The organism is Limnohabitans sp. 2KL-27 (assembly GCF_001269345.1).
In the GTDB taxonomy this organism is placed as follows: Bacteria; Pseudomonadota; Gammaproteobacteria; order Burkholderiales; family Burkholderiaceae_C; genus Limnohabitans_A.
The window spans coordinates 26,113-51,882 of sequence record NZ_CXOP01000002.1 but is presented as its reverse complement, the minus strand read 5'-3'; the positions used below and the strand labels follow the sequence as shown (position 1 = coordinate 51,882).

The window sequence follows — 25,770 nt, the reverse complement described above, 5'->3', positions numbered from 1 at the left end:
ATGAGCCCACGCTACCTGCCCGGCCAGCCCCACCAGCTGCCCCGTCACAACCAGCCCATGGCGGGCTACCAGCCCGAGCATTTCTTGCTGGCCGTCAAAGACGGTGTGGCCACGGTGAGCCTGAACCGCCCCGAGCGAAAGAATCCGCTGTCGTTTGACTCTTACGCCGAGCTGCGTGACTTCTTTCGCGCATTGCCCTACGCAACCGACATCCACGCCGTGGTCATCACGGGCGAGGGCGGCAACTTTTGCTCCGGTGGCGATGTGCACGAAATCATCGGGCCACTGACAAAACTCGACATGCCGGGCCTGCTGGCCTTCACCCGCATGACGGGCGACTTGGTCAAGGCCATGCGTGCTTGCCCGCAACCCATCATCGCGGCGATCGACGGTGTGTGCGCGGGCGCAGGCGCGATACTGGCCATGGCCTCAGACCTGCGCTACGGAACCGAGCGCAGCAAGACTTATTTCCTGTTCAACAAAGTCGGCTTGGCCGGTTGCGACATGGGCGCTTGCGCATTGCTGCCGCGCATCATCGGCCAAGGCCGTGCGAGCGAGCTGCTCTTCACCGGACGCGGCTTGGGCGCACTGGAGGCCGAGCGCTGGGGTTTTTACAACCGCGTGTGCGAGGCAGACACCGTGTTGGGCGATGCACAAGCCATCGCCGCCCAGCTGGTGGCAGGCCCCACCTTTGCCAACGGCATCACCAAAAAAATGCTGCAGCAAGAATGGAACATGGGCGTGGACGAAGCCATTGAGGCCGAAGCCCAGGCCCAAGCCATCTGCATGGCCACCAACGACTTCCACCGGGCGTACCACGCCTTTGTGGCCAAGCAAACGCCCGTTTTTGAAGGGGACTGAGCCATGTCAGACCACCCAGCCACTCACCCGCCCGAACTCGACTGGCCCTTCTTTGATGACAGCCACCGCGACTTCAAAGTGCGGCTGGACGCTTGGTGCAACGCACACCTGGCCCACGCGCACCATGACGAAAGCCGCGACGCGGTGGACGCCGAATGCATCCGTCTGGTGCGCCTGCTGGGCAGCGGCGGTTGGCTAAAACACGCAGTCTCTGGCACGGCCTATGGCGCCGCATCGGATGTGATCGACACCCGCCAGCTCTGCCTGCTGCGCGAGACGCTGGCCTTTCACAACGGCTTGTCTGACTTCGCGTTTGCCATGCAGGGCTTGGGCACAGGCGCCATCAGCCTCATGGGCACAGCCGATCAGAAGCAGCGCTACCTGCCCCGCGTGGCCTCGGGCCAAGCCTTGTCGGCGTTTGCGCTCAGCGAGCCCGATGCCGGCTCGGACGTGGCTGCCATGCAGTGCAGCGCCACCGCCACGGCAGACGGCTATGTGCTCAACGGACGCAAGACCTGGATCAGCAACGGCGGCATTGCCGACTTTTATGTGGTGTTCGCCCGCACAGGCGAAGCGCCGGGCGCACGCGGCATCACGGCTTTCATTGTCGATGCCGACACCCCGGGCTTGACGATTGAAGAGCGCATCGACGTGGTCGCGCCGCACCCGCTGGCCACGCTCAAGTTTGACAACTGCAAGGTCGATGCAAAGCAACGCATTGGCGAAGCGGGCCAGGGCTTCAAGGTCGCCATGGCCACGCTCGATGTGTTCCGCACCTCGGTGGCCGCAGCCGCTTTGGGCTTTGGGCGGCGCGCCTTGCACGAGTCCATCGCTTGGGCGCGTTCGCGCAAGATGTTTGGCCAGAGCTTGGGCGATTTTCAGATCACCCAGACCAAGATCGCGCAGATGGCCACCATGCTGGACGCGGCCACGCTCTTGACGTATCGCGCCGCTTGGCTGCGCGACCAAGGCGCACGCATCACCCGCGAAGCGGCCATGGCCAAGATGACCGCCACCGAAAACGCGCAGCAGATCATCGACATGGCGGTGCAGATGCACGGCGGCATGGGCGTTAAGAAGGGCGTGATGGTGGAGTCGCTGTACCGGGAGATCCGGGCTTTGCGGATTTACGAAGGGGCGACGGAAGTGCAGCAGCTGATCATTGGCAAGGATGTGTTGAAGGGGTGACAGCGTGGTGCGGCAAGCGCTGCACAGCAAAAACAAAAAAGGAGACAAAGCACATGAAGGACTGGAACGAACTGCTGCCCAGCAGCCACAACGACACCTTTGCGCGTGACCGGCTGCCGCCCAAAGACCAGCTGCCCGTGTTCATGGCGGATCGGCCCGAGTTGGACTACCCGGACCAGATCAACTGCGCTGTGGAGTTGGTGGACCGGCATGTGCAAGAGGGCCGGGGCGACCGCATCGCGCTGCATGGCGTGAGCGACTTCAACAAGGGGGGCGGCGACTTCAGCTGGACGTATGCACAGTTGCAAGACAAGAGCAACCGCATCGCCCAGGTGCTGACACAAGACATGGGCCTCGTGCCCGGCAACCGCATCTTGCTGCGCGGCGGCAACAGCCCCATGATGGCTGCTTGCTTGTTGGGCGCGCTCAAGGCGGGCCTGGTGGCGGTGCCCACCATGCCGCTGCTGCGTGCGGGCGAGTTGGCCCAGATCATCGACAAAGCGCAGGTCAGCGCCGCGCTGTGCGACAGCTTGCTGGGCGATGAACTGCAGCACTGCATGACGGCTGGCCACGCCAGCCACATGGCCCATTTGAAGCAGGTGGTGCATTTCCGCAGTGACGCTCCCGATGGCTTGGAGCAGCGCATGGCGCGGCAAACTGGCGCGTACACCGCCCACCCCACCAGCCGCGACGACGTGTGCCTGATTGCATTCACCAGCGGCACCACGGGCCAACCCAAGGGCACTATGCACTTCCACCGCGATGTGCTGGCCATGTGCGATTTGTTCCCGCGCCACATCTTGCAGATGAACGAGACCGATGTGGTGTGCGGCACGCCGCCGATTGCCTTCACCTTCGGCTTGGGTGGTTTGCTGGCGTTCCCGCTGCGCTTTGGCGCCAGCACCGTGCTGCTCGAAAAGCACACGCCCGAGACCTTGATGCAGACCATTGCCAAGTACCGCGCCACGCAGTGCTACACCGCGCCCACGATGTACCGCCAGATGGCGACGCTGGCCAAAGGCATTGACCTGTCGAGCCTCAAGCACCCCGTCTCGGCAGGCGAGGCCTTGCCCGACGCCACCCGCCAGCTGTGGAGGCAGGCCACGGGCATTGAGATGACCGATGGCATTGGCGGCACCGAAGTGATCCACATCTACATCTCGAGCGCCGGCGCTCAGGTGCGGGCGGGCAACATTGGCCAGGTGGTGCCCGGCTATGTGGCGCAGATCGTGGGCGATGACATGCAAGCCGTGCCGCCCGGCACCGTGGGGCGGCTCGCGGTGCGCGGCCCCACAGGCTGCAAATACCTGGCCGACCCGCGCCAGCAAGACTATGTGAAAGACGGTTGGAACCTGCCCGGCGACACCTTCGTCATGGACGCCGACGGCTACTTCAGCTACCAGGCGCGCAACGACGACATGATCATTTCGGCGGGCTACAACATCGCAGGCCCCGAGGTGGAAGGCGCTTTGCTGCAACACCCGGCCGTGTCTGAGTGCGGCGTGGTCGGCATGCCCGACGAAGACCGTGGGCACATCGTGCAGGCCTGTGTGGTGCTCAAGCCCGGCCACACGGGTGATGCGGCGATGGAAAAAGCCTTGCAAGAGCACGTCAAGCAAACCATCGCCCCATTCAAGTACCCGCGCAAGGTGGTCTTTTTGGACGCCTTGCCCCGCACCGAAACCGGCAAACTGCAGCGCTTCAAGCTGCGTCAACTGCGCTGACAGTCATGGCGAGCGCAGCGCGGCCATCCATCAACGGCTTTGCATGCTTCGCGTCGTGCACATCCACCCATTACTGAGGAATAGTTCATGTTCAACGTCTTGCAACCCGAAGGCTGGGCACCCGCCAAAGGCTATGCCAACGGCATCGAAGCGCGTGGCCGCATGGTGTTCGTCGCAGGCATGATCGGCTGGAACGGCCAAGCCCAATTCGAGACCGACGACTTTGTGGCCCAGTGCCGCCAGGCCCTGCAAAACATCGTTGACACGCTCGCTTGCGCAGGCGCAGGCCCGCAGCACATGGCCCGCATGACCTGGTACGTCAAGGACAAAAAGGAATACCTCGCACGCGGCAAGGAGCTGGGCAAGGTCTACCAAGAAGTCATTGGCAAGAACTATCCCGCCATGACGCTGGTGCAGGTGGCCGATCTGGTGGAAGACCGCGCCCAAGTGGAGATCGAAGTCACGGCGGTGGTGCCGGAGTGAAGGCAGCGGGCGGGCATGCTCATGCCCGCACCGAAATCATCCGCTCCAAGACCCTTTTGAGTTGAGCCACTTCGCTCACGCCGATGTCGGCCATCACCTGTGCTTCATGGGCCTGGGCTTGGCCCAGCAGGGGTTTGACTTTGCGACGGCCTGCGGGTGTGAGGCTGACCAGGGATTGGCGTTTGTCGTGCGGCGCGTCCACGCGCTGAACCCAGCCGGCCTCGGCCATGCGTCCAACCAGTTTGGTCACCGTGGGTTGCTTGGCCAGCACGATGTCGGCCAACTCACCCACACTCAGGGCGTCTTTGCCCGACAGGCTGGCCATGACGCGCCATTCCATCAGGCTCAGGCCGCTGGCTTCGACCACGGCGTGGAACTCGCTCGAAATCAAATGGCTGGCGCGTGCCAGCAAGTAGGCCAAGTAGTCGTCGACAAAGCCTGCCGAGTTGCTCATGCGAGAGGCGCGGTGGTGCTGAACTGACCGCCCTGGTAAACGAGTGGGGCCGAGCCATCGCTGAAACCGCAGCGCTCCACCTCGCCCACAAAAATCACATGGTCGCCTTCTTCGTGTCGGCTGCGGTTGTGGCATTCAAACCAGGCCAGCGCGCCAGCCAAAATGGGCAAACCCGACTCGCCCAGCGTGTAAGCGGTATCGGCAAAGCGGTCGCCTTTGCCGAAAGCAAAACGGTTGCATACATCGAGCTGATCGGCGGCCAGCACATTCACCACGTAATGCGTGCCCGCATGGAACAGCGGTGCGCTGCTGGCGCCTTGCCCCAGGCTCCACAGCACCAGCGGGGGCGTGAGCGACACCGAGTTGAATGAACTGGCGGTGATGCCCACAAAGCTGCTGCTGGCCGAATCCCCTTTGTGTGCGCCCGGCGCGAACGTGGTGATGACGGTCACGCCCGTGGCAAAGCGCGACAGGGCTTGCTTGAAATGCGGCGTTTCAAAGTCTGGGCTCAGCGCTTTGATGTGAGATGGGGGGGCTTGGTGCATGGGTGGATGATAGTTGAATTGCATGAATTTTCATATAAACTGACCATTCATGTCTGCAGGAGAACCGTTCAAAGCTGCAGGCCAAGGAGACAAGCATGCTGGTGGAACGAATCGAAAACAGGTGGCTCGCGGCCTTTACCCGCACCTTCACGCTGTGCAAGGTGCAGCCTGGCGAAGTGGTCGCTATTTTGGCGGAAACCCAATCACGCCGGGTCAACGTGGACTTGGCCCGCCTCGCACTGGAGGCCATGGGTGCCCGCGTGTTCGAGGTGACTTTGACCACGCCCGCACTGACAGCGCCTGCGCCCGTGCGCTCTACAGGCGCCAGCGACGCCATTGGCCAGCTCGGCCCGGTGGTGGCTGCATTGGCCCGCGCCGACATGGTGGTGGACTGCACTGTCGAAGGTCTGCTGCACGCGCCCGAGCTGCCGGCCATCATGAAGGGCGTGGACGGCCACATGCCGCGCCTCTTGATGGTGTCCAACGAGCACCCTGAAATTTTAGAGCGCACCGTGCCCGATCCGGCACTCGAAGGCGTGGTGCGTGCCGCCATGAAGAAACTGCGCGGCGCACAACAAATGCACGTCACGTCTGCCGCAGGCACCGACCTGCGTGTGAACCTGAAACATGGCGACAAACAAGCGGTGGTGGGCGGTGTGTGGGGCTTTTGCCCCAAGCCGGGCATGGTGTCGCACTGGCCTGCCGGGCTGGCGCTGGCTTTCCCCGCTGCGGGCAGCGTCAACGGCACGCTGGTCATGGCCCCGGGTGATGTGAACCTGACCTTCAAAAGCTATTTGCGCGACACGATCCGCCTGACGATTGAGAACGACAGCGTGGTCGCCATCGAGGGGCAGGGCGTGGATGTGGACATGATGCGCGGCTACTGGAAAGCCTGGGAAGACTTTGAGGGCCACCGCGCTGCTTATGCCGTGTCGCATGTGGGCTTTGGCCTGAACCCGGCGGCGCGCTGGGACGCCATGGCGTTTTACGACAAGCGCGACTGCAACGGCACCGAGCTGCGAGCTTTTGCGGGCAACTTTTTGTATTCGACCGGAGCCAATGAAGTCGCGGGCCGCCACACCCTTGGCCACTTTGACCTGCCAATGCGCGGCTGCACCATCCGGCTCGACGACACGGTTGTGGTCGATGCGGGCCAAGTCGTGAGCGCGGCGCTGGCATGAACGCACCAGCCTTTACGGATGTGGGCTTGCCCACGCAACCCGCTGTGGTGTTTTTGCACGGCGTGGGCGGTGGCCGACACGGCTGGACAGCACAACAAGCGCATGTGGCCGCTCTGGGCTGGCGCAGCTTGGCCTGGGACATGCCCGGTTATGGCGACAGCCCCATGGTCACCCCCTATGACTTTGCGCACTTGGCGCTAACCCTCTGGCAGATGCTGGACGCGGCGCACATCGACCAAGCTGTGTTGGTGGGCCACAGCATGGGGGCCATGGTCGCCCTGCAAGCCTGGACGCAAAAACCTGAGCGCATCCGTGGCCTGCTGCTGGCCGCCAGCAGCCCGGCTTTTGGCAACAGCGACGGTGACTTTCAAAAGCAATTTTTGGCGCAGCGCCTGGCCCCGCTGGAATCGGGCAAAACCATGGGCGACATTGCCGACAAGTTGATCCCCACCATGGCGGCACCCGGTGGCGATGCAACCCAGTTGAACCCTGCGCACCAAAGCATGTCGGCCGTGCCGGCCGCCACCTACCGCGCCGCGCTGCATGCGCTGGTGCAGTTTGAGCAACGCGCTGCTCTGCCCACCATCAGCGTGCCCGTGCTGTGCCTGGCCGCAGAGCATGACCGCACCGCACCGCCTATCGTGATGGAGCGCATGGCGCAAAAGATCCCCGGTGCGCGCTACGCCTGCCTGGCCGGGGCAGGGCATTTGCTGCATTACGAACAGCCCAAGGCGTTCAACGCCGAACTTGAAAAATTCCTGAAGGACGTGAAACCATGACCGATGTGCAAAACAAAACGATCCCCCACACCATGCCCATCTGTGGTGACGATTACCCCCTGACCGAAAAACAGCAAAAGCTGATTGCCCTGGCCCGGCAACTGGGCCGCGAAAAGTTTGCCCCGCGTGCCGCGCATCTCGACCGCGACGCGCAGTTCCCGTTTGCCAACTACGACGACATGCGCGCCTGCGGCCTGCTGGCGCTGTGCGTGCCCGAAGCCCATGGCGGCCAGGGCGCTGATTACGCCACCTATGCCATGGTCTCGGCCGAGATCGGTCGCTACTGCGGCGCCACCGCGCTCACCTTCAACATGCACGTCTGCACCATGCTCTGGAGCGGTTTGTTGTCTGAAGACCTGGAGATGACGCCCGAGCAGCGTGCCTCACACCGCCAGCACCAGGCCACACACTTTGCGCGGGTGGTGAAAGACGGCGCGATTTACGCGCAGCCTTTCTCGGAAGGTGGCGCTGCGGCCTCAGGGGCGCAACCTTTTGGCACCCTGGCGGTCAAGGTCGATGGCGGCTGGAAGGTCAACGGCAAAAAAATCTTTGCTTCTCTGTCAGATGCGGCCGATTACTTTGGCGTGCTGTGCACCGAGAAGAAAGAGGGCGCTGACCTCTCACGCCGGGACACCCTGTACCTGGCCATACCCCGCACAGCACCGGGCCTGACGATCGAAGGCGACTGGGACCCGCTGGGCATGCGCGCCACCGTGTCGCGCAATTTGATTTTCAAAGACGTGTTCGTGCCGGACGACGCGGCCCTCATGCCGCAAGGCCTTTACTTCCAGGCCGCCAGCCGCTGGCCGCATATGTTCATGACGCTCTCGCCCACCTACATGGGCATCGCGCAAGCGGCCTACGACTTCACCGTGGCGTATTTGCGTGGCGAGATTCCGGGCACGGGCCCCGTCAAGCGCCGCCAGTTCGCCACCAAACAGATCGCCGTGGCCGAGATGTTCATCAAGCTCGAGCAAACCCGCAACCTGTTCTTGCGTGCGATTGAAGACGCGAAGGTCGATCCGTCCAAGTCCACCCGCCTGCGCGCCTACGCCGCGCAGTACACCATCATGGAAAACGCGCAAGACATCGCCCGCTTGGCCATCCGCACCTGCGGCGGTCAGTCCATGCTCAAAAGTCTGCCGCTCGAGCGCCTTTACCGCGATGCGCGTTGCGGTTCGCTCATGTTGCCTTGGACAGCCGAGCTGTGCATGGACCGCATTGGCCGCGAAGCCCTGTACGAACCCGGCGAAAAAGACGAGTGATGCAGGCCTCCGAGACCAGCCCCCTCGCGGCCCGCTTTGCGCAGCTGGCGCAGGACTGCGGCACGCAGCCCGCCATGACCTTCCGGGGCGATGAGCGCAAAGCCACCCAGACGGGTGACAGCACCTTCGCCTACGACTTCGCCAAGTTCTGGCGGCGCGTGGCACGCGTCACCGCGCACCTGCAGTCCACCTGGGGCGTGCAGCCGGGTGACCGCGTGGCTTGGCTGGGTTTCAACCATGAACTGCAGTTGGTCACGCTGGTGGCCTGCGCCCGTTTGGGTGCGGTCTTTTTGCCGCTCAACTTTCGCCTGGCCGTGCCCGAGTTGCAGCAGGTCATGCAAGACGCCCATCCGCGCCTGCTGGTGCACGACAGCCACCACGCCGACACCGCACGGGCCTTGCATGTCGAGCGCCTGCAGCATACCCACCACGAGACGTTGATCGCCACCGCCTCGCCTCGCGCCTTGCCTCTGCCCGCTGTGCATGGCGAGTTGCCGCTGCTGCTGGTCTACACCTCGGGCACCACGGGCGTGCCCAAGGGCGCTGTGCACACGCAAGCCGCGCTGCTGGCCAATGCCCGGGCCAGTGCATGGGCGCACGACTTTGCACCCGGCGACAAAGTGCTGTCTACGCTGCCTCTGTTCCATGTGGGGGGCCTGTGCATCCAGACCCTGCCGGCACTGCTGGCGGGTGTGGAGGTGGTGCTGCACACACGCTTTGACCCCAGCGCCTGGTTGGACGAAATGTCCACCAGCCAACCCTCCTTGTCGCTGCTGGTGCCCGCCACCATGCGCGCTGTGTTCGAACACCCGCGTTGGGCCGATACCTCGCTCGCTGGCCTGCGCGGCATCATGACCGGCTCGTCCACCGTGCCTGTGGCCTACCTCGACACCCTGCACGCACGCGGTGTGCCGGTGGGGCAGGTTTATGGCACCACCGAAACCGGCCCTGTGTCCATCGTGCTGCGCCTGCCCGAGGCCATGGCCCGTGTGGGCGCATCCGGCTGGCCGCACCCACAAGCGCAGGTCAAATTGATCGACGCCCAAGACCGAGAAGTCGGCCCCGGCGAAACCGGCGAGGTCTGCCTGCGCGCCGACAACCTGATGAGCGGCTACTGGAGCGCGCAAGGGCAAAGCGGCCTGGGCCTGCAAGACGGCTGGTTCCATTCGGGCGACTTGGGCCAGCGCGACGCAGATGGCTGCATCACCATCGTGGGCCGCAGCAAAGACATGGTGATTTCGGGCGGCGAAAACATCTACCCGGCCGAAATCGAAAACCAACTCGTCACCTTGCCCGGTGTGGCCGAGTGCGCCGTGGTCGGTGTGGCCGATGCCCGCTGGGGTGAAGTGCCGGTGGCGGTGCTGGTGCGCACTGCCGATGCATCTGGCCAAGCTTTGAGCGCCGAAACCGTGTTGGCCCACCTGCAGCCGCGCATCGCCCGCTTCAAACTCCCTCGCCGCGTGGTGTTCGTGGGCGGCCTGCCCAAGAGCGCTTTGGGCAAGGTGCTCAAGCCGCAACTGCAGTCCCAATTGACAGGGACAAACCCTTAAAACGGGCGACTTTCTTCGCCTGGGCGACAGCCTTGCCATACCTGCATGGCATTATTAACCGATGCATCAAAACAAGGAGATACGCATGGTTCAACTGTCACGCCATTTCACTCGCCGCCCGGTTCTGGGCATGGCGGCTGCAGTTCTGTTGTCGACCACGTCTTTGGCCTGGGCCCAAACCGCTTGGCCCAACAAGCCGGTCAAGATCGTGGTGCCCTTTGCACCGGGCGGTACCACCGACATCCTCGCCCGTGCCATCGCCCCCGATTTGGCCAAGGCCTTTGGCCAGCAGTTCGTGATCGAAAACAAGGGCGGCGCAGGCGGCAACCTGGGGGCCGAGCAAGTGGCCAAGTCGGCCGGCGACGGCTACACCCTGCTCATGGGTACCGTGGGAACGCACGGCATCAACCGCGCGCTTTACGCCAAACTGCCTTATGACCCTTTCAAGGACTTTGTGCCGATCACCTTGGTTGCGGGCGTGCCCAATGTGATGGTGGTCAACGCCGAAAAAGCGGCCGCCAACAAGATCAACAACGTCAAGGACTTCATCCAATACGCCAAAGCCAACCCCGGCAAGCTGAACATGGCCTCCAGCGGCAATGGCACCTCCATCCATTTGGCGGGGGAGTTGTTCAAGTCCCAAACCGGCACCTTCATGGCGCACATCCCTTACCGTGGTTCCGGCCCGGCTTTGCTCGATTTGGCAGGCGGCAGCATGGACGTGATGTTCGACAACCTGCCCTCGGCCATGCAACTCATCAAGGCCGGCAAGCTCAAAGCCCTGGCGGTGACCAGCAGCCAGCGCTCTGCGGCCTTGCCTGATTTGCCCACCGTGGAAGAAGCGGGCGGCCTCAAAGGCTTTGAAGCCAGCAGTTGGTTCGGCTTGTTGGCCCCGGCAGGCACGCCCGCCGATGTGGTCAGCCGCATCCAGCAAGAAGTGGCCAAATCACTCGCCACCCCCGCCATGAAAGAGCGTTTGGCCACGCTGGGTGCGATCCCCAGCGGCAACACGCCCGCGCAATTTGCGGCGCTGATCGAGGCCGAGCACAAGAAGTGGGCCGAAGTCGTCAAGGCCTCGGGTGCCAAGGTCGATTGATGGCCTGGTTTGAAGGCTTCGAGCGGCAAACGCTCACGGTGGCAGGCTTGCCGGTTTGCTTTCGGCGCTCGGCCGATTGGGCCGCGCAAGAGCACCTGCCCGTGCTGGTCTTGCTGCATGGCTTTCCGCAAACCCACGTCATGTGGCAGCGCGTCGCGCAGCACTTGCGCGGCCGCTACCGCTTGGTCATGCCTGACTTGCGCGGTTATGGCGACTCTTCACACGCCGTAGGCGACGCCGAACACCGGCACTACAGCAAACGCGCCATGGCGCAAGAAGTGGTGGGCTTGCTCGACGCGCTGGGGGTGGCTGATTTCTTTTTGTGCGGTCACGACCGGGGCGGTCGTGTGGCGCACCGGCTGGCGCTGGACCATGCTGCGCGGGTCAAAAAACTCTGTGTGATCGACATCGCGCCGACGCTGGACATGTACAGCGGTCTGTGGGGCAAAACCCCTCAGGCCTCCGGCCCGGTGGCGGACCCCTACTTTGCGTTTGCGCAGGCTTATTACCATTGGTTCCACCTGACGCAGCCCGCGCCCTTGCCGGAATTCATGATCGGCGGCAACCCGAAAGCCTATTTGCACGCCAAGCTGGGCGGCTGGGGCAGTCAGGGCATGGGCTACATCGAAGCCGAAGCCTTGGCCGAATACGAGCGCGCCTTATGCAATCCGGCGCTCAACGACAAGGGCTGGTCCGCCGCCATCCACAGCGCGGCCGAAGATTACCGGGCCAGCGCGGGCATTGACCTGCAGCACGACCGCGAAGGTCGCGAATACGGCCACAAGATCGCTTGCGACACTCTGGTGCTTTGGGGCGAGCGCGGCGTGGTCAACCGCATGTTCAAGCCGGTCGAGCTGTGGCAGGCGCAATGCGCGGGCCGCGTCAGTGGCCTGTGCCTACCGGCAGGGCATTTCATTCCCGAGGAACTGCCCGAGGCGACCCGCGACGCCTTGCGGGGCTTTTTCGTTTAAACCGGCCCGGCTTGTGCGCCTCCAGTGGGCGTCAAGCCCCGCAGCACTTCTTGTATTTTTTACCGCTGCCGCAGCTGCAGGCGTCGTTGCGACCCGGTGTGGCTTCCTTGATGACCTGCGCCACGCGGGGGCCGATGTTGCGCCAGATCTCACGCAAGTCGTACACCGCCCACAGCGCTTCGCCATAGGCATTCAGGCGGTTCTCGCTCACGCTGGGCGGGCCGTCTTCGGACAGGGCCGACAGGGTGGGCACATCGGTGTCGTCTTCGGTCAAGGCAACGACCGCTTCAAGCGACAGGTCGTACCACTTGGCCGCGTCTTTGTCCTTGGGCGTGGCCCACTCATCGGGCCAGTTTTCCACCGCGAACATGAAGCCCAGCGCCCACACTTGGGCAAACGATGGGATCTCGCTGTCCTCGATTTCTTCGCGCTCTTCGGGCGGCAATGACGCGATCGCGCCGCGCACGTCCATCACCTCGGGGGCGTAAGCCTTGTCGTCGTCCAGCGCCTGCACGGGGGTGTCCAGCGCGAGCTGGATCTCGTCAAAACGGCGCTGCCACAAGGCCATGAACTGCTGGCGCTGGGCCTCGTCGGCAAAGCTGCCGCCATCCATCTCGTCCGGGTCAATGCCCAGCAGCATGGGCAGCCACTCGCTGTCGGGAATGGCGCGGCGGCAGCACACCAGCGCCGCCATGAAGCCCTCGCAAAACTCCCACTGCGGCGTCTCTTCAAAGCGCTCACGCAGGTCGTCCAGGATGTTGTCCAGGGTGTCAAAGTCTTCGGCTTCCAAGCCAGCGGTCGTGTTCATGGGGGTTCCTGTTGCAATGCGGGGATTGTAAGGAGGAGCGCTGGACTGCAATGCCTCAGCCCACTCAGTGCTTGTCTGCCAAGTGGGAGCGAGCCCCTGCTCGCGAAGGGTCGCCTTGACCGCAACGCGCATTCGGCCGCAGGGGCGGCCTCCCACAAGCTGGCCCGAGATGGTTCAGGCCGTGGTCGGGTTCAGCGCCACGCCGCAGCGCTCCAGGCGTTTTTTCATGCAGAGCACTTGCGCGTCTTTGCTGTGCAGGGCGGCGGTGTGCTGCACGGCCAGGTCAATGAATTTCTGGTCGTCTGCGTCTTTGCAGGCGTAGGGGGCTTTGGGGGCGTCGGGCTGCAGTTGGGCCCAGCGGTCAAAGTGGCCCAGCACGGCACTGGCGGGCAGTTGGCGGTGCGTCAGGCGTTTGGCGATTTGCGGGTAGGCCAGCACCCGGGCCAGCTCTTCGCGCATGGCGGCGGTGGCCAGCCAATCTATGCTGCCGCTCTCCACGCGGGTGCGCAGTGCTTCGGCCTGGGGTTCGTCAAACACCCACAGGTCGAGCAAGATGTTGGTGTCCAGCACATGGCGCTCCAGGGTGCTCACAGGCGCACTCACACTCATGGGGCAGGCGTTCCAGTATCCCCTGCTTTGTCTGCAGAGGCGTCTGTTGGTGTGCGCTTCAAGCTGCCTTTGATCATGTCAAAGCGGAACAAGCGGCATTCGATGGGGCCGTTCCACATGGGCACGCGGCGCGATTCTTTCAGGCGCATTTTGCTGGGCAGCTTCAGGTCGGGCGTGAGCATCCAGGCGCTCCAGCCGCTGTAGTTTTTCTTCCAGTGGCTGGCCAGTTGGGCAAAGAAGTCGACGCTGTCGTCGCCGTCTTGGGTCTGGGCGGTTTCGCGGTGGTGGCTTGGGGCGGCGGCGCGGGAACTGGCACGAGCATCCGAAAGGGCACCCGGCTGGAAGTTGTCACGCCCGCGCCCGGCCACACCGGCAGCGGCAATGCGCTCGCCATAAGGCGGGTTGAGCAGCATGACGCCGGGGGTCTCGCTGGGGGGCATGCGTTGCAGGGCGTCGCCACCCCGGAACTCGATCACGCCCGACACGCCTGCGCGTTCGGCGTTGCGCTCGGCAAAGTCGACCATGCGAAAGGCCACATCGCTGCCAAAGATCGGCGCGGTGGGTTCGTGTTCGTGGTCGCGGGCTTCTTCGATCAGGCCTTGCCAAACGTGGTTCTGGAAGGGCAGCAGTTTTTCGAAGCCAAAGCGGCGCTGCAAACCGGGCGCGATGCCACAGGCGATTTGCGCTGCTTCGATCGGGATGGTGCCGCTGCCGCAGCACGGGTCGTAAAGGGGGACGGTGGCGTCCCAACCGCTGGCCGCGATCATGGCGGCGGCCAGGGTTTCCTTCAGGGGCGCATCGCCCTTGTCGGTGCGCCAACCGCGCTTGAACAGGGGCTCGCCCGAGGTGTCGATGTACAGCGTGAGGGTTTCGGGTGTGAGGTGGGCGTAGATGCGCACATCGGGCCGTGCTGTGTCCACGCTGGGGCGCTCACCGCGTTTGGCGCGAAAACGGTCGGCCACAGCGTCTTTGATTTTGAGGGCCGCAAAGTTCAGGCTGGTCAGCGGGCTGTGCTGCGCGGTGATGTCGATCTTGAAGGTTTGCTTGGGGGTGAACCAGATTTCCCAGGCCACTTCGCTGGCGGCGTGGTACAGGTCGTTCTCGTTGCGGTAGTCGGTCACCGACAGCTGCACCAGCACACGCTGGGTGAGGCGGCTGTGCAGGTTGATGCGCATGGCATCGCGCCAGGAAGCGCGTGCCATCACGCCGCCGCGGCCGGTCATCAGGTCGTGGCCCGTGAGGCCCGTGATGGCGTGCACTTCGTCGGCCAGGAAGCCCTCGACGCCCGCGGCGCAGGGCATGAACAGGTTCAATGAATTCACTCAGATGCTCTCAAAGGGTTTTGCGCAGGTTCGCAGGGGCGATCTTCAGGGCTTCGCGGTATTTGGCCACGGTGCGGCGTGCGCAGTCGATGCCTTGCTCTTTCAGCATTTCAGACAGCTGGTTGTCCGACAGCGGTTTGGCGGGTTTTTCGGCCGCCACAAACTGTTTGATGAGCGCGCGCACGGCGGTGCTGGATGCAGCGCTGCCGCTGTCGGTGCCCAGGCCTGAGCCAAAGAAATACTTCAGCTCAAAGGTGCCTTGTGGCGTGGACATGTATTTGGCCGTGGTCACGCGGCTGATGGTGGACTCGTGCATGCCCAGCTCGTCGGCGATCTCGCGCAGCACCAAGGGGCGCATGGCCAGCTCGCCGTGCGTCAAGAAGTTTTTTTGCCGCTCCACGATGGCGGTGGACACGCGCAAGATGGTGTCAAAGCGCTGCTGGATGTTCTTGATGAACCAGCGCGCCTCTTGCAGGCGCTGCTGCAGGCCGGCATGGTTGTCGCCCTTGCCGCCGCGCAGGGCGTTGGCATAGATGTCGTGCACGCGCAGTTTGGGCATCACGTCCGGGTTGAGCTGGATGCGGAATTTGGGCGTGGCCGTCTTGCTGGTGTTCACCACCAGCACATCGGGAATGATGATGTTTTGCTCGGCCTGCACAAAGGGGCGGCCGGGCTTGGGTTCGAGTCGGGCGATGAAAGGGATGGCGACTTTGACCACGGCTTCGCTCAGACCGCAGGCCACGGCCAAACGCTTGTAGTCGCGCTTGGCCAACATCTCGAGAGGCTGGGCGCAAATGGCCAGTGCGGCCTGGGCGACTTCGTCATCGGGCGAGTCTTGCAGCCAAGCCTTGATCTGGATGCGCAGGCACTCGGCCAAGTCGCGTGCGCCGACACCCACGGGTTCGAGCGATTGCAGCAAACCCAGCGCTACGGTGAAGCGGTGCACCAGTTCGTCGAGCTGCTCGTAGTCATCGCTGCCCGCAAGACCTGCGGCCAGCTCGGGCAGGGTGTCGGTCAGGTAGCCGTCGTCGTTGAGCGATTCGATCAAAAAGCGCAAGGCGGCGCGGTCCACTTCGGACAAGCGCAGCGACAAGGCCTGGCGGTGCAAAAAGTCGGTCAGGGACCCGCTGCCGCGCGCCAGATCGATGGCGTCGGCGGTTTCTTCGCCGTTGTTTTGGCGCGGTGTGGCGTCGCCGCCCCATTCGCTGTCGTCGGGGCGCATGTCCACGCTGCCATCGCCGTCCCAGCTTTCGGCCACATCGGTCACGGCTTCGTCGCGGGTTTCGCTGGCGTTGTCTTCGCTGCTGCTGGACGTGCTGGCGCTTTCGCTTACCCGGTCGCCCAGGCTGACGTGGGTGTCGGCCTGCTCCAGGCCAAAGGCCTCGGCAGGGGATTCTTCTTCGGCACGTTCCAAAAAGGGGTTGTCGTCCAGCATCTGGTCGACTTCTTGGGACAGCTCCAGGGTAGACAGCTGGAGCAGGCGAATCGATTGTTGCAGCTGGGGCGTGAGCGCCAGGTGCTGGGACATGCGAAGCGACAGGCCTGGCTTCATGGCTGCGCTTTCAAGTCGAGAACAGAGTGGGTGTTCATCACATCCTGAAGTGTTCGCCCAAGTACACCCGGCGCACATCGGCGTTGGTCACGATCTCGTCGGGCGTACCTTCAGCCAGCACGCGGCCTTCGCTGATGATGTAGGCGTGGTCGCAAATGCCCAGCGTCTCGCGCACGTTGTGGTCGGTGATGAGCACGCCAATGCCGCGCTGCTTGAGGAAGGCGATGATGCGCTGGATCTCGATCACGGCGATGGGGTCGATGCCTGCAAATGGCTCGTCCAAAAGGATGAAGCGCGGGTCGGTGGCCAAGGCGCGAGCAATCTCGACCCGGCGGCGTTCACCCCCCGACAGCGCCACCGCAGGCGAGTCGCGCAGGTGGTCGACCCGCAAATCGCCCAGCAATTCGGTCAGGCGTTTTTCGATGTCGGCTGACGACAAACCTTGGCCCTGGTCGTTGGTTTGCAGCTCCAAAATGGCACGCACGTTCTCGGCCACCGTGAGCTTGCGGAAGATGGACGCTTCTTGCGGCAGGTAGGACAAGCCCATGCGCGAGCGCTTGTGGATGGGCATGCGGGTGACGTCTTGGCCGTCGATCAGGATTTGCCCGCCATCGGCCCGCACCAAGCCCACGATCATGTAAAACGAGGTGGTTTTGCCAGCGCCGTTGGGGCCGAGCAGGCCAACGACCTCGCCCTTGTCCACTTGCACCGACACGTCATGCACCACTTTGCGGCTGCCATAGGCTTTTTGCAGGTGGTGGGCTTCTAGGCGGCTGGTGACCACAGGCTCGCTCATGGTTTCTTGCCCTCACCGGTGCCGGGGCTGACCCGCAGGGCCGGTATGTTGGCTGTGGGTGCAACTGGCGTGGTGGCGGGGTTGGTTTTTCGGGGGGTGAGCACGGCCCGCACGCGTTGGTCGCGGGGGTCTGTGGCTTTGGCACCCGGGGCGGGGCGGTCCACGGTCATCACCTCGGTGGTGTTGTTGAACACGATTTTCTGGCCGTTGATCTGATCGGCCAGCACCGTGCCACGCAAAATCCGCACTTCGGCCCGCTGGATCAAGGTCACGACGTCGGCTTGGCTGTCGTAGATGGCCATTTCGCCCTCACCTTCGGTGAATTCGTCCACGCCTTCACGCTTTTGCCGAAAGAACACCCGCTCATTGGGGGCAGCCCAGACGTGGGCGATTTGTTGGCCTTCTTTGTCTTGCTGCACTTCCATGCGTGCACCGCGCAGCACCATGGTGCCTTTGAGGGCCACCACCTGACCCGTGAAGATGGTGAGCAATTTGTTCTCGTCATGGCGCATGGCATCGGCCTCAATGCGCATGGGTTTGTCCCTGTCGGCTTTCTCGGCCCAGGCAGGCATGCTGAACAAGCTCAACCCTGAGGCGAGGAGGCCAATGACGCGAAGGGTTTTCATTGAGGGCATGAATCTTGCTGAGAACAGATTTTGATTGTAGGCGCAAGCCAGGCTGTATCGGCATCGGCGGGCGGCTTGTGGCGTAAAAAAACCCGCACAGACCTGGGTCTGGCGGGTTGGCTCCAAAGCCGACCCCTGTTGGGGTGGAGGTCTCAGCTTTGTTTTTTGGCGGCGGCTGTGTTGCCGGAGCCGCTGCGCGACTGGGCGATCAGGGATTCAGCGACTTTCAAAGCCCGGTCCATGCTGCCAGCCAGCGTGCCATCGATGTAGTAACGCCCAGCCACGCCCAGTGAGGGCACCCCTTCCACCTTGAAGTCGTTTTGCAGTTGCACCGCCCGCTTTTGCTTGGCGGCCACACCAAAGGATTTGTAGACCTCGTTGAATTTCGCTTTGTCCACGCCCTGCTTTTCGGCCCAGGCCAAAACGCTGGCATCGGTGTTGAGCATCAACTTCTCGACATGGATGGCGGCAAACACCTTGGGGTGCAGCGTTTCCATCAGGTTCATGGCTTCGATCGTGAAAAACAGACGTTGCTGGGGGGCAAAGTCGTCGCGGAAAGACACGGGAATCCTGCGCACCAGCACGTCTTTCGGTGCGTTTTTGGCCCATTGGGCAAAGCTGGGCTCAAAAGCATTGCAATGCGGGCAGCTGTACCAGAAAAATTCGATGACTTCGATTTTGCCTGCACCGGCCTCAGTGGCCACGGGGCGCTCCAGTGTCAAAAAGTCTTTGCCGGACTTGAACAGGGCCGCTTGGGCCCAGGCCAAAGGGGTGCTCAGCCAAGCGCTGGCAGTGAGCAAAGCGGAAGAGAAGAGGCGGCGTTTCATGGTCGTGCTCCAAATGAGGGGGGTTCGGGTTCAGCGTTGAACTCGAACCAAGGTGTTGTCAATGCCGCTGCCTTCAAGGCGGCTGCGGATGCGTTCTGCGGCGGCTTTGTCTGCAAAGGGCCCCAAGCGTACGCGATACACGGTGCGTCCGGCTTGATCCCGCTCAGAAACCTTGGCATCCAGCCCCATTAAGGCCAGTTTGGCTTTTTGGGCGTCGGCATCGTTGCTGGTCCGGTAGGCGCCCACCTGGATCACATAGTCAAAGGGGTCGGCGGCGTTGGCTGGCGCAGCGGGGGTGCTCAGCCCTGATTTGGTCTTGGCCAAATCGCCCAACGGATCGGCGGTGACGGCCGGAAGTAGTTCGGCTTTGGGCGCTTCGGGGGCGGTTTTGCCCACCAGACCTGGGGCGGTTTTGTCGGTGCCTGCGTCGGGTGCGGGTGCTGCGGGTGCGGCCGGGGCCTCAGCCGGTGGTTTGGGTTGGAACACGCTGTTCGGGTTCCAGTCCTTGTTTTTTTCGGTTTCTTGCGCGTCCTGGTCGTTGGTGCGGGGCTGGTTCTTGTTGGAGAACGGCGTGGGCACCTTGGTCACATAAATGGCCACGGCCAAGGCCACGCCCAGACCCAGCACCAAGCCAATGATGAAACCCAAAAAAGTACCGCCGCGTTGGCTGTGGAGTTGCATGAGCCGTCCCTTTACATTTTTTGTGGGGCTGACACGCCCAACACATGAAGGCCGTTGCGCAGCACCTGTGCGGTGGCCGCGACCAGCGCCAAACGCGCCTTTTTGACCGCTTCGTCGTCCACCAAAATGCGCTCGGCGTCGTAGTAGCTGTGGTAGAGCGACGCCAGGTCGCGCAGGTAAAACGTCACGTCGTGCGGCGCAAAGTCGGTGGCGGCAGACGTCAGCATCTCAGGGTATTTGGCCAGGGCCAGCATCAGCGCGTGGGCTTGCGGGCTTTGCAGCGGCGACAGATCGGCTTGGGCCAGCGAAGTCACATCACCCCCATACTTGTCTTTCCATGCGGCCAGCACCGAGCAAATGCGGGCATGGGCGTATTGCACGTAATACACCGGGTTGTCGTTGTTTTGCGCCAGGGCCAGGTCGATGTCGAAGATGTATTCGGTGTCGGGCTTGCGCGACAGCAAGAAGAAACGCACCGCGTCCTTGCTGGTCCATTCGATCAGGTCGCGCAGCGTGACGTAGCTTCCTGCCCGCTTGGAGATCTTGACCTCCTCGCCGCCACGCATCACGCGCACCATGGTGTGCAACACGTAGTCGGGGTAGCCCTCGGGGATGCCGACATTGGCCGCTTGCAAACCTGCGCGCACGCGGGCGATGGTGCCGTGGTGGTCGGTGCCCTGGATGTTCACCACGCGCGTGAAGCCACGCTCCCACTTGCTGATGTGGTACGCCACGTCGGGCACAAAGTAAGTGTAGGTGCCGTCGCCCTTGCGCATGACGCGGTCTTTGTCGTCGCCGTAATCGGTGGATTGGAGCCACAGCGCGCCGTCTTGCTCATAGGTCTTGCCCGCGTCTTTGAGCTTTTGCACCGCCGCATCGACCTTGCCGCTGGTGTACAGGCTCGACTCCAGGTAGTAGTTGTCAAAGCGCACGTCAAAGGCCTTGAGGTCCAGGTCCTGTTCGTGGCGAAGGTAGGCCACGGCAAATTGGCGCATGCCGTCCAGGTCATTCACATCGCCACTGGCAGTGAACTCGCGGTCATCCGACTTGACCGTCTTTTGGGCCAGAAAGTCGTTGGCGATGTCCTGGATGTAGTCGCCGTTGTACGCGGCCTCGGGCCATTCGGCATCGCCCGGCTTGAAGCCTTTGGCACGCAGCTGGGTGGAGTTGGCCAGGGTGCCAATCTGCACGCCCGCATCGTTGTAATAAAACTCGCGGTAGACCTGCTGGCCTTGCGTGGCCAGCAGGTTGCAGATGGCGTCGCCCAAAGCCGCTTGGCGGCCATGGCCCACGTGCAGCGGGCCCGTTGGGTTGGCCGACACGAACTCGACCAGCACTTTGCCGGGTTGGGCCGCTTGCTCGCCAAAGCATTGCGCCGCTTGCAGCACCTCGTGCACCACGGCCTGCTTGGCGGCGTTTTTGAGACGGATGTTGATGAAGCCTGGGCCGGCCAGCTCGATGGCATCGACCCAGCGCTCGAAAGCGGGGGTGGACAACAAGGCTGCGCGCAAGGCTTCGCCCAGCTGGCGGGGGTTTTGCTTGAGGGCTTTGGCCAGTTGCATCGCGGCGGTGCAAGCCAGGTCGCCGTGGGCGGCCACTTTGGGGGATTCAAAGGCCGCGCGCGCACCGGCGCCGGGTTGGAGTTTTTCAAGCTCAGCGGCCAGAGCCGAGAGCAAATGTTGTTTGGCAGAAAGCATAGGGCGCGATTTTACGGCTTGGGCCTGAATGAGCGCAGTGCCAGGGCCCGTTCGTCGCGTTTCGTGCTCAGCGATGGGTCGTTTGCCAGTAACCGGGCTGGGCGTAATGGTGTTTGAGGTGGTCGATCCACAGACGCACGCGCAGCGGCAGGTGTTTGCGCTGAGGAAAAACGACAAAAATCCCGTTGGGCGGCGCGGCAAATTCTTCCAGCACGGCCACCAATTGGCCCGAGCGGATCTCGCTTTCGACTTCCCAGGTGCTGCGCCAGGCGATGCCGTAACCGGCCAGGCACCAGTCGTGCAGCACCTGCCCGTCCGAGCAGTCAAGTGGTCCGCCCGGGCGCAAGTGCACCACGTCCTGGCCACCATCTGCCGGGTTGCGAAAGGCCCAGCCTCGGGTTTGTGAGGCGTCGCTCGACAGTGTCAGGCAGTCGTGCTGCAGCAGGTCCGAGGGTTGGGTGGGCGCGCCGCGCCGCGCCAGATAGGCCGGGGTGGCCACACACAGGCGCCGGTTGTCGGCCATGCGCACACTCACCAGCGACGAGTCGGGCAGGTCGCCCACGCGCACCGCGCAGTCAAAGCCCTCGGCGGCCAGGTCCACCACCCGGTCGCTCAAATTGAGGGAAATCGAGACATCGGGGTGCAGTTCGCGAAAGCGCGGCACCAATGGGGCCACATGACGTCGCCCGAAACCGGCAGGGGCGGTGATGCGCAAATGCCCACTGGCCTTGACGCCGCCGGCCGAAACACTGGCCTCGGCGTTGGCCACATCCGACAGCAGGCGCTGACAGTCTTCCAAGAAAGCACTGCCTTCGTGGGTGAGGGTGATGCGCCGTGTGGTGCGCACCAGCAGTTTCACGCCCAAGTTTTCTTCCAGCGCATCGAGCCTGCGGCCGATGATGGCCGGGGCCACCCCTTCGGCGCGGGCGGCTGCGGTCAGGCTGCCTTTGGTGGCCACCGCGACGAAGGTTTCAAAGGCTTTGAGCTTGTCCATGCCCTCCAATTATGAGGGTCAAAGTTTGCAATGAAGAGGAAACTCTTGTGAATTAGCGCGAGTTGCTTGGAATCACCCAGCCTTTGGGCAGTCCCGCCTCGGGCGTCATGCCGTACAGCGGCTCGCCGGGCAGCCCAGCCTGCAGGGGCTCGCGGGCGGCCATGAGCCAGGGCAGGTCGATCCCGGTGGACACCCCCATGGCTTCGAACATGAAAACCAGGTCTTCGGTCACCACATTGCCCGATGCCCCCGGCGCGTAAGGGCAGCCCCCCAACCCCCCGAGGGAGCTGTCAAAGGTGCGCACCCCCGCCTCGTAAGCGGCCAGCGCATTGGCCAGGCCCAGGCCTCGGGTGTTGTGCAGGTGGGCCGAGCCCGTGAGGGGGCCGACTTCCTGAAACAGGCGCTGGAACAGGCGGCGCACTTGCGCCGGGTTGCCCATGCCGGTGGTGTCCGACAGGCCGATTTCGTCCACGCCCGCTTCGGCCAGCAGCCTGGCCAAACGCAGCACATCGTCTTCAGGCACTGCCCCTTGCAGGGTGCAGCCAAAGGCGGTGGACATGCCCACCTCCACCGGCACACCGGGCGCGGTGTCGTTGCGCAGTTGCACAACCGCCTTGACTTCCTCGACCATGGCTTCGGGCGATTTGCGCACATTGGCCACGGAATGCGCGGGACTGGCCGACACGGGCAGGGTGAGTTTTTGCGCGCCGGCCTGCAGCGCCGCCTGTGCGCCCCGCAGGTTGGGCACCAAGGCCATGATGCACACGCCGGTGTGGCGCAGCGCGTGCTGCACCACCTGCGCGGCATCGGCCATTTGCGGCAGCAGTTGGGCCGGTACGAAAGAGGCGACTTCGATCTCGCGCAAGCCCGCGGCCGCCAGCGCGTCGATCCAGCGCAGCTTGTCTGCGGTCGGCATGGTGGCCTTGACCGATTGCAGGCCATCGCGCGGGCCCACTTCGCTGATCAGGACGTCCGGGACAAAAATGCGTGTCATGACCCGATTAGACAACAGCAGATTTGTGCAGAAAAGTCATGGGTTTATGGCTTTTGAACGTGTTTATCTGCATCCAAACTTAGAATAAAGTCTTTGCACATCGGTTTGTTGCCGGGTGGCGACCCTGCCGCCAGCGATATCCCCACCGTTTTTCAACATCCTTTCGAGGCTTCCATGACTGCACGCACCGCGATCCACAACCTGCAAGTGGCCAATCCCCTGCTGAGTTTCATCAACGACCAAATGTTGCCCGCCACTGGCGTGGACAAAGACAAGTTCTGGAAAGGCTTCAACGACATCGTGACCGATTTGGCGCCCAAGAACATCGCCTTGCTGGCCGAGCGTGACCGCATCCAGACCGCCATGGACGCGTGGCACAGCGCCAACCCCGGCCCGGTGGCCGAAGGCAAGGCCATGAAGGCCTACCGCAAATACCTCGCGCAAATTGGCTACCTGGTGCCCGAGCCGAAAAACGCCCAAGCCACCACCGCCAACGTGGACGCCGAGCTGGCCAAGCTGGCAGGCCCCCAGTTGGTGGTGCCGATCCTGAACGCCCGCTACGCCCTGAACGCCGCCAACGCGCGCTGGGGTTCTTTGTACGACGCGCTGTACGGCACCGACGCCATCTCTGAGGCCGATGGCTGCGAAAAAGGCACGGGTTACAACCCCAAGCGTGGTGCCAAAGTCATTGACTACTGCCGCCATGTGCTCGACCGCACGGCCCCGCTCAAGACCGGCTCGCACGTGGGCAGCAAGTGCTATGCCGTCAAAGCCGGCAAGCTGGTCGTGACCCTGGCCAATGGCAAGAGCACGACCTTGGCAGACGCCAAGCAATTCGTGGGCTACACCGGCCCCGCATCAGCCCCTGCATCAGTGCTGTTCGTGCACAACGGCATCCACCTTGATTTGCAAATCAACAAGACCACCGCCATCGGCCAAACCGACCCGGCGGGTGTGTCCGACCTGATCGCCGAAAGCGCGTTGTCCACCATCTTGGATTTGGAAGACTCGGTGGCCGCTGTGGACGCCGACGACAAAGTGTTGGCCTATGCCAACTGGCTGGGCATCTTGCAAGGCACCCTGAGCGAAGAAGTGCAAAAGGGCGGCAAGACGTTCACCCGCACCATGAACGGTGACCGCGAGTACACCAAGCCCTCAGGAAAGGGCACTGTCAAGTTGCACGGCCGCTCGCTCATGTTTGTGCGCAACGTCGGCCATTTGATGACCAACCCCGCCATCCTCTACAAAGCGGCCGACGGCAGCACGAAAGAGATCCCAGAAGGCATCCTGGACGCCATGATCACCGTGACCTGCGCCTTGGTGGACTTGCAGAAAAAATCGTCCCACCCCCTGCGCAACAGCCGCACAGGCAGCGTCTACATCGTTAAGCCCAAGATGCACGGCCCCGCCGAAGTCGCGTTCGCCGACGAGCTGTTTGGTCGCGTGGAAAAAGTCATCGGCATGAAGCCCTCCACCGTGAAGCTGGGCATCATGGACGAAGAGCGCCGCACCAGCGCCAACCTCAAGGCGTGCATTGCCGCCGCCAAGAGCCGCGTGGCCTTCATCAACACCGGCTTTCTGGACCGCACCGGTGACGAAATGCACACCTGCATGCTGGCCGGCCCTGTCATGCGCAAGGGCGACATCAAAAACAGCGTGTGGTTGGGCGCTTACGAGAAGAACAATGTCAACGTGGGCCTGGCCTGCGGCCTGCGCGGCCGTGCCCAAATCGGCAAAGGCATGTGGGCCATGCCTGATTTGATGGCCGACATGCTCAAGGCCAAAATTGGCCACCCCATGGCCGGTGCCAACACCGCTTGGGTGCCCAGCCCCACCGCCGCCACGCTGCACGCCATGCACTACCACCAGGTGGACGTGCCCGCGCTGCAAAAGCAGATGGAAAAGGCGGTGGCCAAGCAAGACGCCAAGGTGCTGCGTGAAGTCGCCCTCAACGCTTTGCTGCAGTTTCCGGTGGTCGCCAAAGACGCGGCCAACTGGTCGGCCGAAGACAAGCAAAAGGAACTCGATAACAACGCCCAAGGTATTTTGGGTTACGTGGTGCGCTGGGTGGACCAGGGCGTGGGTTGCTCCAAAGTTCCCGACATCCACGGTGTGGGCCTGATGGAAGACCGTGCCACGCTGCGCATCTCCAGCCAGCACATGGCCAACTGGCTGCACCACGGCGTGGTGACCGACAAGCAAGTCAAGCAAACCATGGAGCGCATGGCCGCTGTGGTCGATGGCCAAAACGCCGGTGACTCGTCTTACCAAAAGATGGCCGGTAACTTCACCAAGTCGGCCGCTTACAAAGCGGCTTGCGATCTGGTCTTCAAAGGCAAAGCCCAGCCCAGCGGCTACACCGAGCCTTTGCTGCACGCCTGGCGTTTGAAGGTCAAGGCGGCCTGAAAGTGCTGGCCTCGGGCACGGTCTGAGACTTGAAAAACGGCTCCTTTTGGAGCCGTTTTGCTGTGCGTCATGCGCTGCGGTGCCAGGCATGCCCGAAAATAGGGGTTTTCAGGAGGGCGCGATGCGCTGGATTGACCGGATTCCATTGCTGTGGCTGGTGGGCATTGCTGTTTACCTGGCGGGGGCCCCTTTTGTGCCCGAGCCGCATCTGGTGGAAAAGTGGCGCATGTTGTTCGACGGCAGCTTGAGTAAACCCATCGACCTCTTTGATTTCTTGTTGCACACCGTGCCCATGTTGGTGCTGGCCATTCGCCTTTGGCGTGACGCGCAGCGCCGCCGCCAAGGCAAGGACTGAGCCCTG

The 25,770-nt window shown here is 63.1% G+C and carries 25 protein-coding genes; 12 read left to right on the top strand and 13 right to left on the bottom strand.

Annotated features, from left to right (window positions below; genetic code table 11):
- From LHAB_RS02875 to LHAB_RS02860, 4 genes are all read left to right on the top strand, one after another.
- Entirely contained in the window at positions 1 to 861 is an 861-nt protein-coding gene (locus LHAB_RS02875; protein WP_090043898.1) for an enoyl-CoA hydratase family protein, read from the top strand.
- A 3-nt stretch (positions 862 to 864) separates the two neighbouring features.
- On the top strand, positions 865 to 2,049 hold the full coding sequence (locus tag LHAB_RS02870; RefSeq protein WP_090043897.1) for an acyl-CoA dehydrogenase family protein: 1,185 nt from the start codon (positions 865 to 867) through the stop codon (positions 2,047 to 2,049).
- A 71-nt stretch (positions 2,050 to 2,120) separates the two neighbouring features.
- Positions 2,121 to 3,773, top strand: coding sequence for an AMP-binding protein (locus LHAB_RS02865; RefSeq protein WP_194943200.1), 1,653 nt, complete (start codon positions 2,121 to 2,123; stop codon positions 3,771 to 3,773).
- 87 nt (positions 3,774 to 3,860) lie between these two features.
- On the top strand, positions 3,861 to 4,256 hold the full coding sequence (locus LHAB_RS02860; RefSeq protein ID WP_090043895.1) for a RidA family protein: 396 nt from the start codon (positions 3,861 to 3,863) through the stop codon (positions 4,254 to 4,256).
- A gap of 19 nt (positions 4,257 to 4,275) precedes the next feature.
- Here LHAB_RS02860 and LHAB_RS02855 read toward each other — a convergent pair whose 3' ends face one another.
- On the bottom strand, positions 4,276 to 4,710 hold the full coding sequence (locus LHAB_RS02855; protein WP_090043894.1) for a MarR family winged helix-turn-helix transcriptional regulator: 435 nt from the start codon (positions 4,708 to 4,710) through the stop codon (positions 4,276 to 4,278).
- The gene (locus LHAB_RS02850) at positions 4,707 to 5,279 is read right to left on the bottom strand and encodes a flavin reductase family protein (protein WP_228763328.1); all 573 of its coding nucleotides are present in this window, start codon (positions 5,277 to 5,279) and stop codon (positions 4,707 to 4,709) included. The genes LHAB_RS02855 and LHAB_RS02850 overlap by 4 nt, the downstream gene beginning before the upstream one ends.
- A gap of 71 nt (positions 5,280 to 5,350) precedes the next feature.
- Here LHAB_RS02850 and LHAB_RS02845 point away from each other — a divergent pair, with 71 nt between their 5' ends.
- From LHAB_RS02845 to LHAB_RS02820, 6 genes are all read left to right on the top strand, one after another.
- Complete coding sequence (locus tag LHAB_RS02845) at positions 5,351 to 6,436, top strand: 2,5-dihydroxypyridine 5,6-dioxygenase NicX family protein (protein ID WP_090043892.1); 1,086 nt, start codon at positions 5,351 to 5,353, stop codon at positions 6,434 to 6,436.
- Positions 6,433 to 7,215: an alpha/beta fold hydrolase gene (locus LHAB_RS02840; RefSeq protein WP_090043891.1), complete on the top strand. Its 783-nt coding sequence runs from the start codon at positions 6,433 to 6,435 to the stop codon at positions 7,213 to 7,215. Before LHAB_RS02845 ends, LHAB_RS02840 begins: the two co-directional genes overlap by 4 nt.
- Before the next feature lie 32 nt (positions 7,216 to 7,247).
- Positions 7,248 to 8,480, top strand: a complete 1,233-nt coding sequence (locus tag LHAB_RS02835) for an acyl-CoA dehydrogenase family protein (protein ID WP_090047579.1) — start codon at positions 7,248 to 7,250, stop codon at positions 8,478 to 8,480.
- The gene (locus tag LHAB_RS02830) at positions 8,480 to 10,030 is read left to right on the top strand and encodes a class I adenylate-forming enzyme family protein (protein ID WP_090043890.1); all 1,551 of its coding nucleotides are present in this window, start codon (positions 8,480 to 8,482) and stop codon (positions 10,028 to 10,030) included. The genes LHAB_RS02835 and LHAB_RS02830 overlap by 1 nt, the downstream gene beginning before the upstream one ends.
- A 130-nt stretch (positions 10,031 to 10,160) precedes the next feature.
- On the top strand, positions 10,161 to 11,126 hold the full coding sequence (locus LHAB_RS02825) for a Bug family tripartite tricarboxylate transporter substrate binding protein (protein WP_090043889.1): 966 nt from the start codon (positions 10,161 to 10,163) through the stop codon (positions 11,124 to 11,126).
- The gene (locus LHAB_RS02820) at positions 11,126 to 12,097 is read left to right on the top strand and encodes an alpha/beta fold hydrolase (protein WP_090043888.1); all 972 of its coding nucleotides are present in this window, start codon (positions 11,126 to 11,128) and stop codon (positions 12,095 to 12,097) included. Before LHAB_RS02825 ends, LHAB_RS02820 begins: the two co-directional genes overlap by 1 nt.
- A 31-nt stretch (positions 12,098 to 12,128) precedes the next feature.
- Here LHAB_RS02820 and LHAB_RS02815 read toward each other — a convergent pair whose 3' ends face one another.
- From LHAB_RS02815 to LHAB_RS02765, 11 genes are all read right to left on the bottom strand, one after another.
- Positions 12,129 to 12,905, bottom strand: coding sequence for a YecA/YgfB family protein (locus LHAB_RS02815; RefSeq protein WP_090043887.1), 777 nt, complete (start codon positions 12,903 to 12,905; stop codon positions 12,129 to 12,131).
- A gap of 174 nt (positions 12,906 to 13,079) precedes the next feature.
- Positions 13,080 to 13,514 (bottom strand): PIN domain-containing protein, encoded by a 435-nt coding sequence (locus LHAB_RS02810; RefSeq protein WP_090043886.1) that lies wholly within the window; start codon positions 13,512 to 13,514, stop codon positions 13,080 to 13,082.
- Positions 13,511 to 14,836, bottom strand: coding sequence for a THUMP domain-containing class I SAM-dependent RNA methyltransferase (locus LHAB_RS02805; RefSeq protein ID WP_194943064.1), 1,326 nt, complete (start codon positions 14,834 to 14,836; stop codon positions 13,511 to 13,513). The genes LHAB_RS02810 and LHAB_RS02805 overlap by 4 nt, the downstream gene beginning before the upstream one ends.
- Before the next feature lie 10 nt (positions 14,837 to 14,846).
- Complete coding sequence (locus LHAB_RS02800) at positions 14,847 to 16,388, bottom strand: RNA polymerase factor sigma-54 (RefSeq protein WP_090043885.1); 1,542 nt, start codon at positions 16,386 to 16,388, stop codon at positions 14,847 to 14,849.
- 37 nt (positions 16,389 to 16,425) lie between these two features.
- Positions 16,426 to 17,184 carry an LPS export ABC transporter ATP-binding protein gene (lptB, locus tag LHAB_RS02795; protein ID WP_090043884.1) on the bottom strand — a complete coding sequence of 253 codons (759 nt, stop codon included), beginning with the start codon at positions 17,182 to 17,184 and terminating at the stop codon, positions 16,426 to 16,428.
- A complete protein-coding gene (gene lptA / locus LHAB_RS02790; protein ID WP_090043883.1) occupies positions 17,181 to 17,810 on the bottom strand; it encodes a lipopolysaccharide transport periplasmic protein LptA in 630 nt (209 codons plus the stop codon). The genes lptB and lptA overlap by 4 nt, the downstream gene beginning before the upstream one ends.
- Before the next feature lie 152 nt (positions 17,811 to 17,962).
- The gene (locus LHAB_RS02785) at positions 17,963 to 18,637 is read right to left on the bottom strand and encodes a thiol:disulfide interchange protein DsbA/DsbL (RefSeq protein WP_090043882.1); all 675 of its coding nucleotides are present in this window, start codon (positions 18,635 to 18,637) and stop codon (positions 17,963 to 17,965) included.
- A 30-nt stretch (positions 18,638 to 18,667) separates the two neighbouring features.
- On the bottom strand, positions 18,668 to 19,318 hold the full coding sequence (locus LHAB_RS02780) for an SPOR domain-containing protein (RefSeq protein ID WP_090043881.1): 651 nt from the start codon (positions 19,316 to 19,318) through the stop codon (positions 18,668 to 18,670).
- A gap of 11 nt (positions 19,319 to 19,329) precedes the next feature.
- Entirely contained in the window at positions 19,330 to 21,015 is a 1,686-nt protein-coding gene (argS, locus tag LHAB_RS02775; RefSeq protein WP_090043880.1) for an arginine--tRNA ligase, read from the bottom strand.
- A gap of 67 nt (positions 21,016 to 21,082) precedes the next feature.
- Complete coding sequence (locus tag LHAB_RS02770; protein ID WP_090043879.1) at positions 21,083 to 22,009, bottom strand: LysR family transcriptional regulator; 927 nt, start codon at positions 22,007 to 22,009, stop codon at positions 21,083 to 21,085.
- A gap of 52 nt (positions 22,010 to 22,061) precedes the next feature.
- Complete coding sequence (locus LHAB_RS02765; RefSeq protein ID WP_090043878.1) at positions 22,062 to 23,003, bottom strand: hydroxymethylglutaryl-CoA lyase; 942 nt, start codon at positions 23,001 to 23,003, stop codon at positions 22,062 to 22,064.
- 174 nt (positions 23,004 to 23,177) lie between these two features.
- On the opposite strand from LHAB_RS02765, the gene LHAB_RS02760 reads away from it, so the two are divergent.
- Together LHAB_RS02760 and LHAB_RS02755 are read left to right on the top strand one after the other, a co-directional pair.
- Positions 23,178 to 25,409 (top strand): malate synthase G, encoded by a 2,232-nt coding sequence (locus LHAB_RS02760; RefSeq protein ID WP_090047576.1) that lies wholly within the window; start codon positions 23,178 to 23,180, stop codon positions 25,407 to 25,409.
- Between the two features lie 121 nt (positions 25,410 to 25,530).
- Positions 25,531 to 25,764 (top strand): hypothetical protein, encoded by a 234-nt coding sequence (locus LHAB_RS02755; protein ID WP_090043877.1) that lies wholly within the window; start codon positions 25,531 to 25,533, stop codon positions 25,762 to 25,764.
- Positions 25,765 to 25,770: the final 6 nt, after the last annotated feature.

Excerpts from the sequence above, each read along its gene's own strand:
- LHAB_RS02855 (WP_090043894.1), bottom strand. The coding sequence starts at position 4,710 with ATGAGCAACTCGGCAGGCTTTGTCGACGACTACTTGGCCTACTTGCTG.
- LHAB_RS02755 (WP_090043877.1), top strand. The coding sequence starts at position 25,531 with ATGCGCTGGATTGACCGGATTCCATTGCTGTGGCTGGTGGGCATTGCT.
- LHAB_RS02810 (WP_090043886.1), bottom strand. The coding sequence starts at position 13,514 with ATGAGTGTGAGTGCGCCTGTGAGCACCCTGGAGCGCCATGTGCTGGAC.
- LHAB_RS02770 (WP_090043879.1), bottom strand. The coding sequence starts at position 22,009 with ATGGACAAGCTCAAAGCCTTTGAAACCTTCGTCGCGGTGGCCACCAAA.
- LHAB_RS02800 (WP_090043885.1), bottom strand. The coding sequence starts at position 16,388 with ATGAAGCCAGGCCTGTCGCTTCGCATGTCCCAGCACCTGGCGCTCACG.
- LHAB_RS02760 (WP_090047576.1), top strand. The coding sequence starts at position 23,178 with ATGACTGCACGCACCGCGATCCACAACCTGCAAGTGGCCAATCCCCTG.
- LHAB_RS02835 (WP_090047579.1), top strand. The coding sequence starts at position 7,248 with ATGCCCATCTGTGGTGACGATTACCCCCTGACCGAAAAACAGCAAAAG.
- LHAB_RS02845 (WP_090043892.1), top strand. The coding sequence starts at position 5,351 with ATGCTGGTGGAACGAATCGAAAACAGGTGGCTCGCGGCCTTTACCCGC.
- LHAB_RS02820 (WP_090043888.1), top strand. The coding sequence starts at position 11,126 with ATGGCCTGGTTTGAAGGCTTCGAGCGGCAAACGCTCACGGTGGCAGGC.
- LHAB_RS02825 (WP_090043889.1), top strand. The coding sequence starts at position 10,161 with ATGGCGGCTGCAGTTCTGTTGTCGACCACGTCTTTGGCCTGGGCCCAA.
- LHAB_RS02765 (WP_090043878.1), bottom strand. The coding sequence starts at position 23,003 with ATGACACGCATTTTTGTCCCGGACGTCCTGATCAGCGAAGTGGGCCCG.
- lptB (WP_090043884.1), bottom strand. The coding sequence starts at position 17,184 with ATGAGCGAGCCTGTGGTCACCAGCCGCCTAGAAGCCCACCACCTGCAA.
- LHAB_RS02850 (WP_228763328.1), bottom strand. The coding sequence starts at position 5,279 with ATGCAATTCAACTATCATCCACCCATGCACCAAGCCCCCCCATCTCAC.
- LHAB_RS02860 (WP_090043895.1), top strand. The coding sequence starts at position 3,861 with ATGTTCAACGTCTTGCAACCCGAAGGCTGGGCACCCGCCAAAGGCTAT.
- LHAB_RS02780 (WP_090043881.1), bottom strand. The coding sequence starts at position 19,318 with ATGCAACTCCACAGCCAACGCGGCGGTACTTTTTTGGGTTTCATCATT.
- LHAB_RS02875 (WP_090043898.1), top strand. The coding sequence starts at position 1 with ATGAGCCCACGCTACCTGCCCGGCCAGCCCCACCAGCTGCCCCGTCAC.
- LHAB_RS02785 (WP_090043882.1), bottom strand. The coding sequence starts at position 18,637 with ATGAAACGCCGCCTCTTCTCTTCCGCTTTGCTCACTGCCAGCGCTTGG.
- LHAB_RS02815 (WP_090043887.1), bottom strand. The coding sequence starts at position 12,905 with ATGAACACGACCGCTGGCTTGGAAGCCGAAGACTTTGACACCCTGGAC.
- LHAB_RS02830 (WP_090043890.1), top strand. The coding sequence starts at position 8,480 with ATGCAGGCCTCCGAGACCAGCCCCCTCGCGGCCCGCTTTGCGCAGCTG.
- argS (WP_090043880.1), bottom strand. The coding sequence starts at position 21,015 with ATGCTTTCTGCCAAACAACATTTGCTCTCGGCTCTGGCCGCTGAGCTT.
- LHAB_RS02870 (WP_090043897.1), top strand. The coding sequence starts at position 865 with ATGTCAGACCACCCAGCCACTCACCCGCCCGAACTCGACTGGCCCTTC.
- LHAB_RS02840 (WP_090043891.1), top strand. The coding sequence starts at position 6,433 with ATGAACGCACCAGCCTTTACGGATGTGGGCTTGCCCACGCAACCCGCT.
- lptA (WP_090043883.1), bottom strand. The coding sequence starts at position 17,810 with ATGAAAACCCTTCGCGTCATTGGCCTCCTCGCCTCAGGGTTGAGCTTG.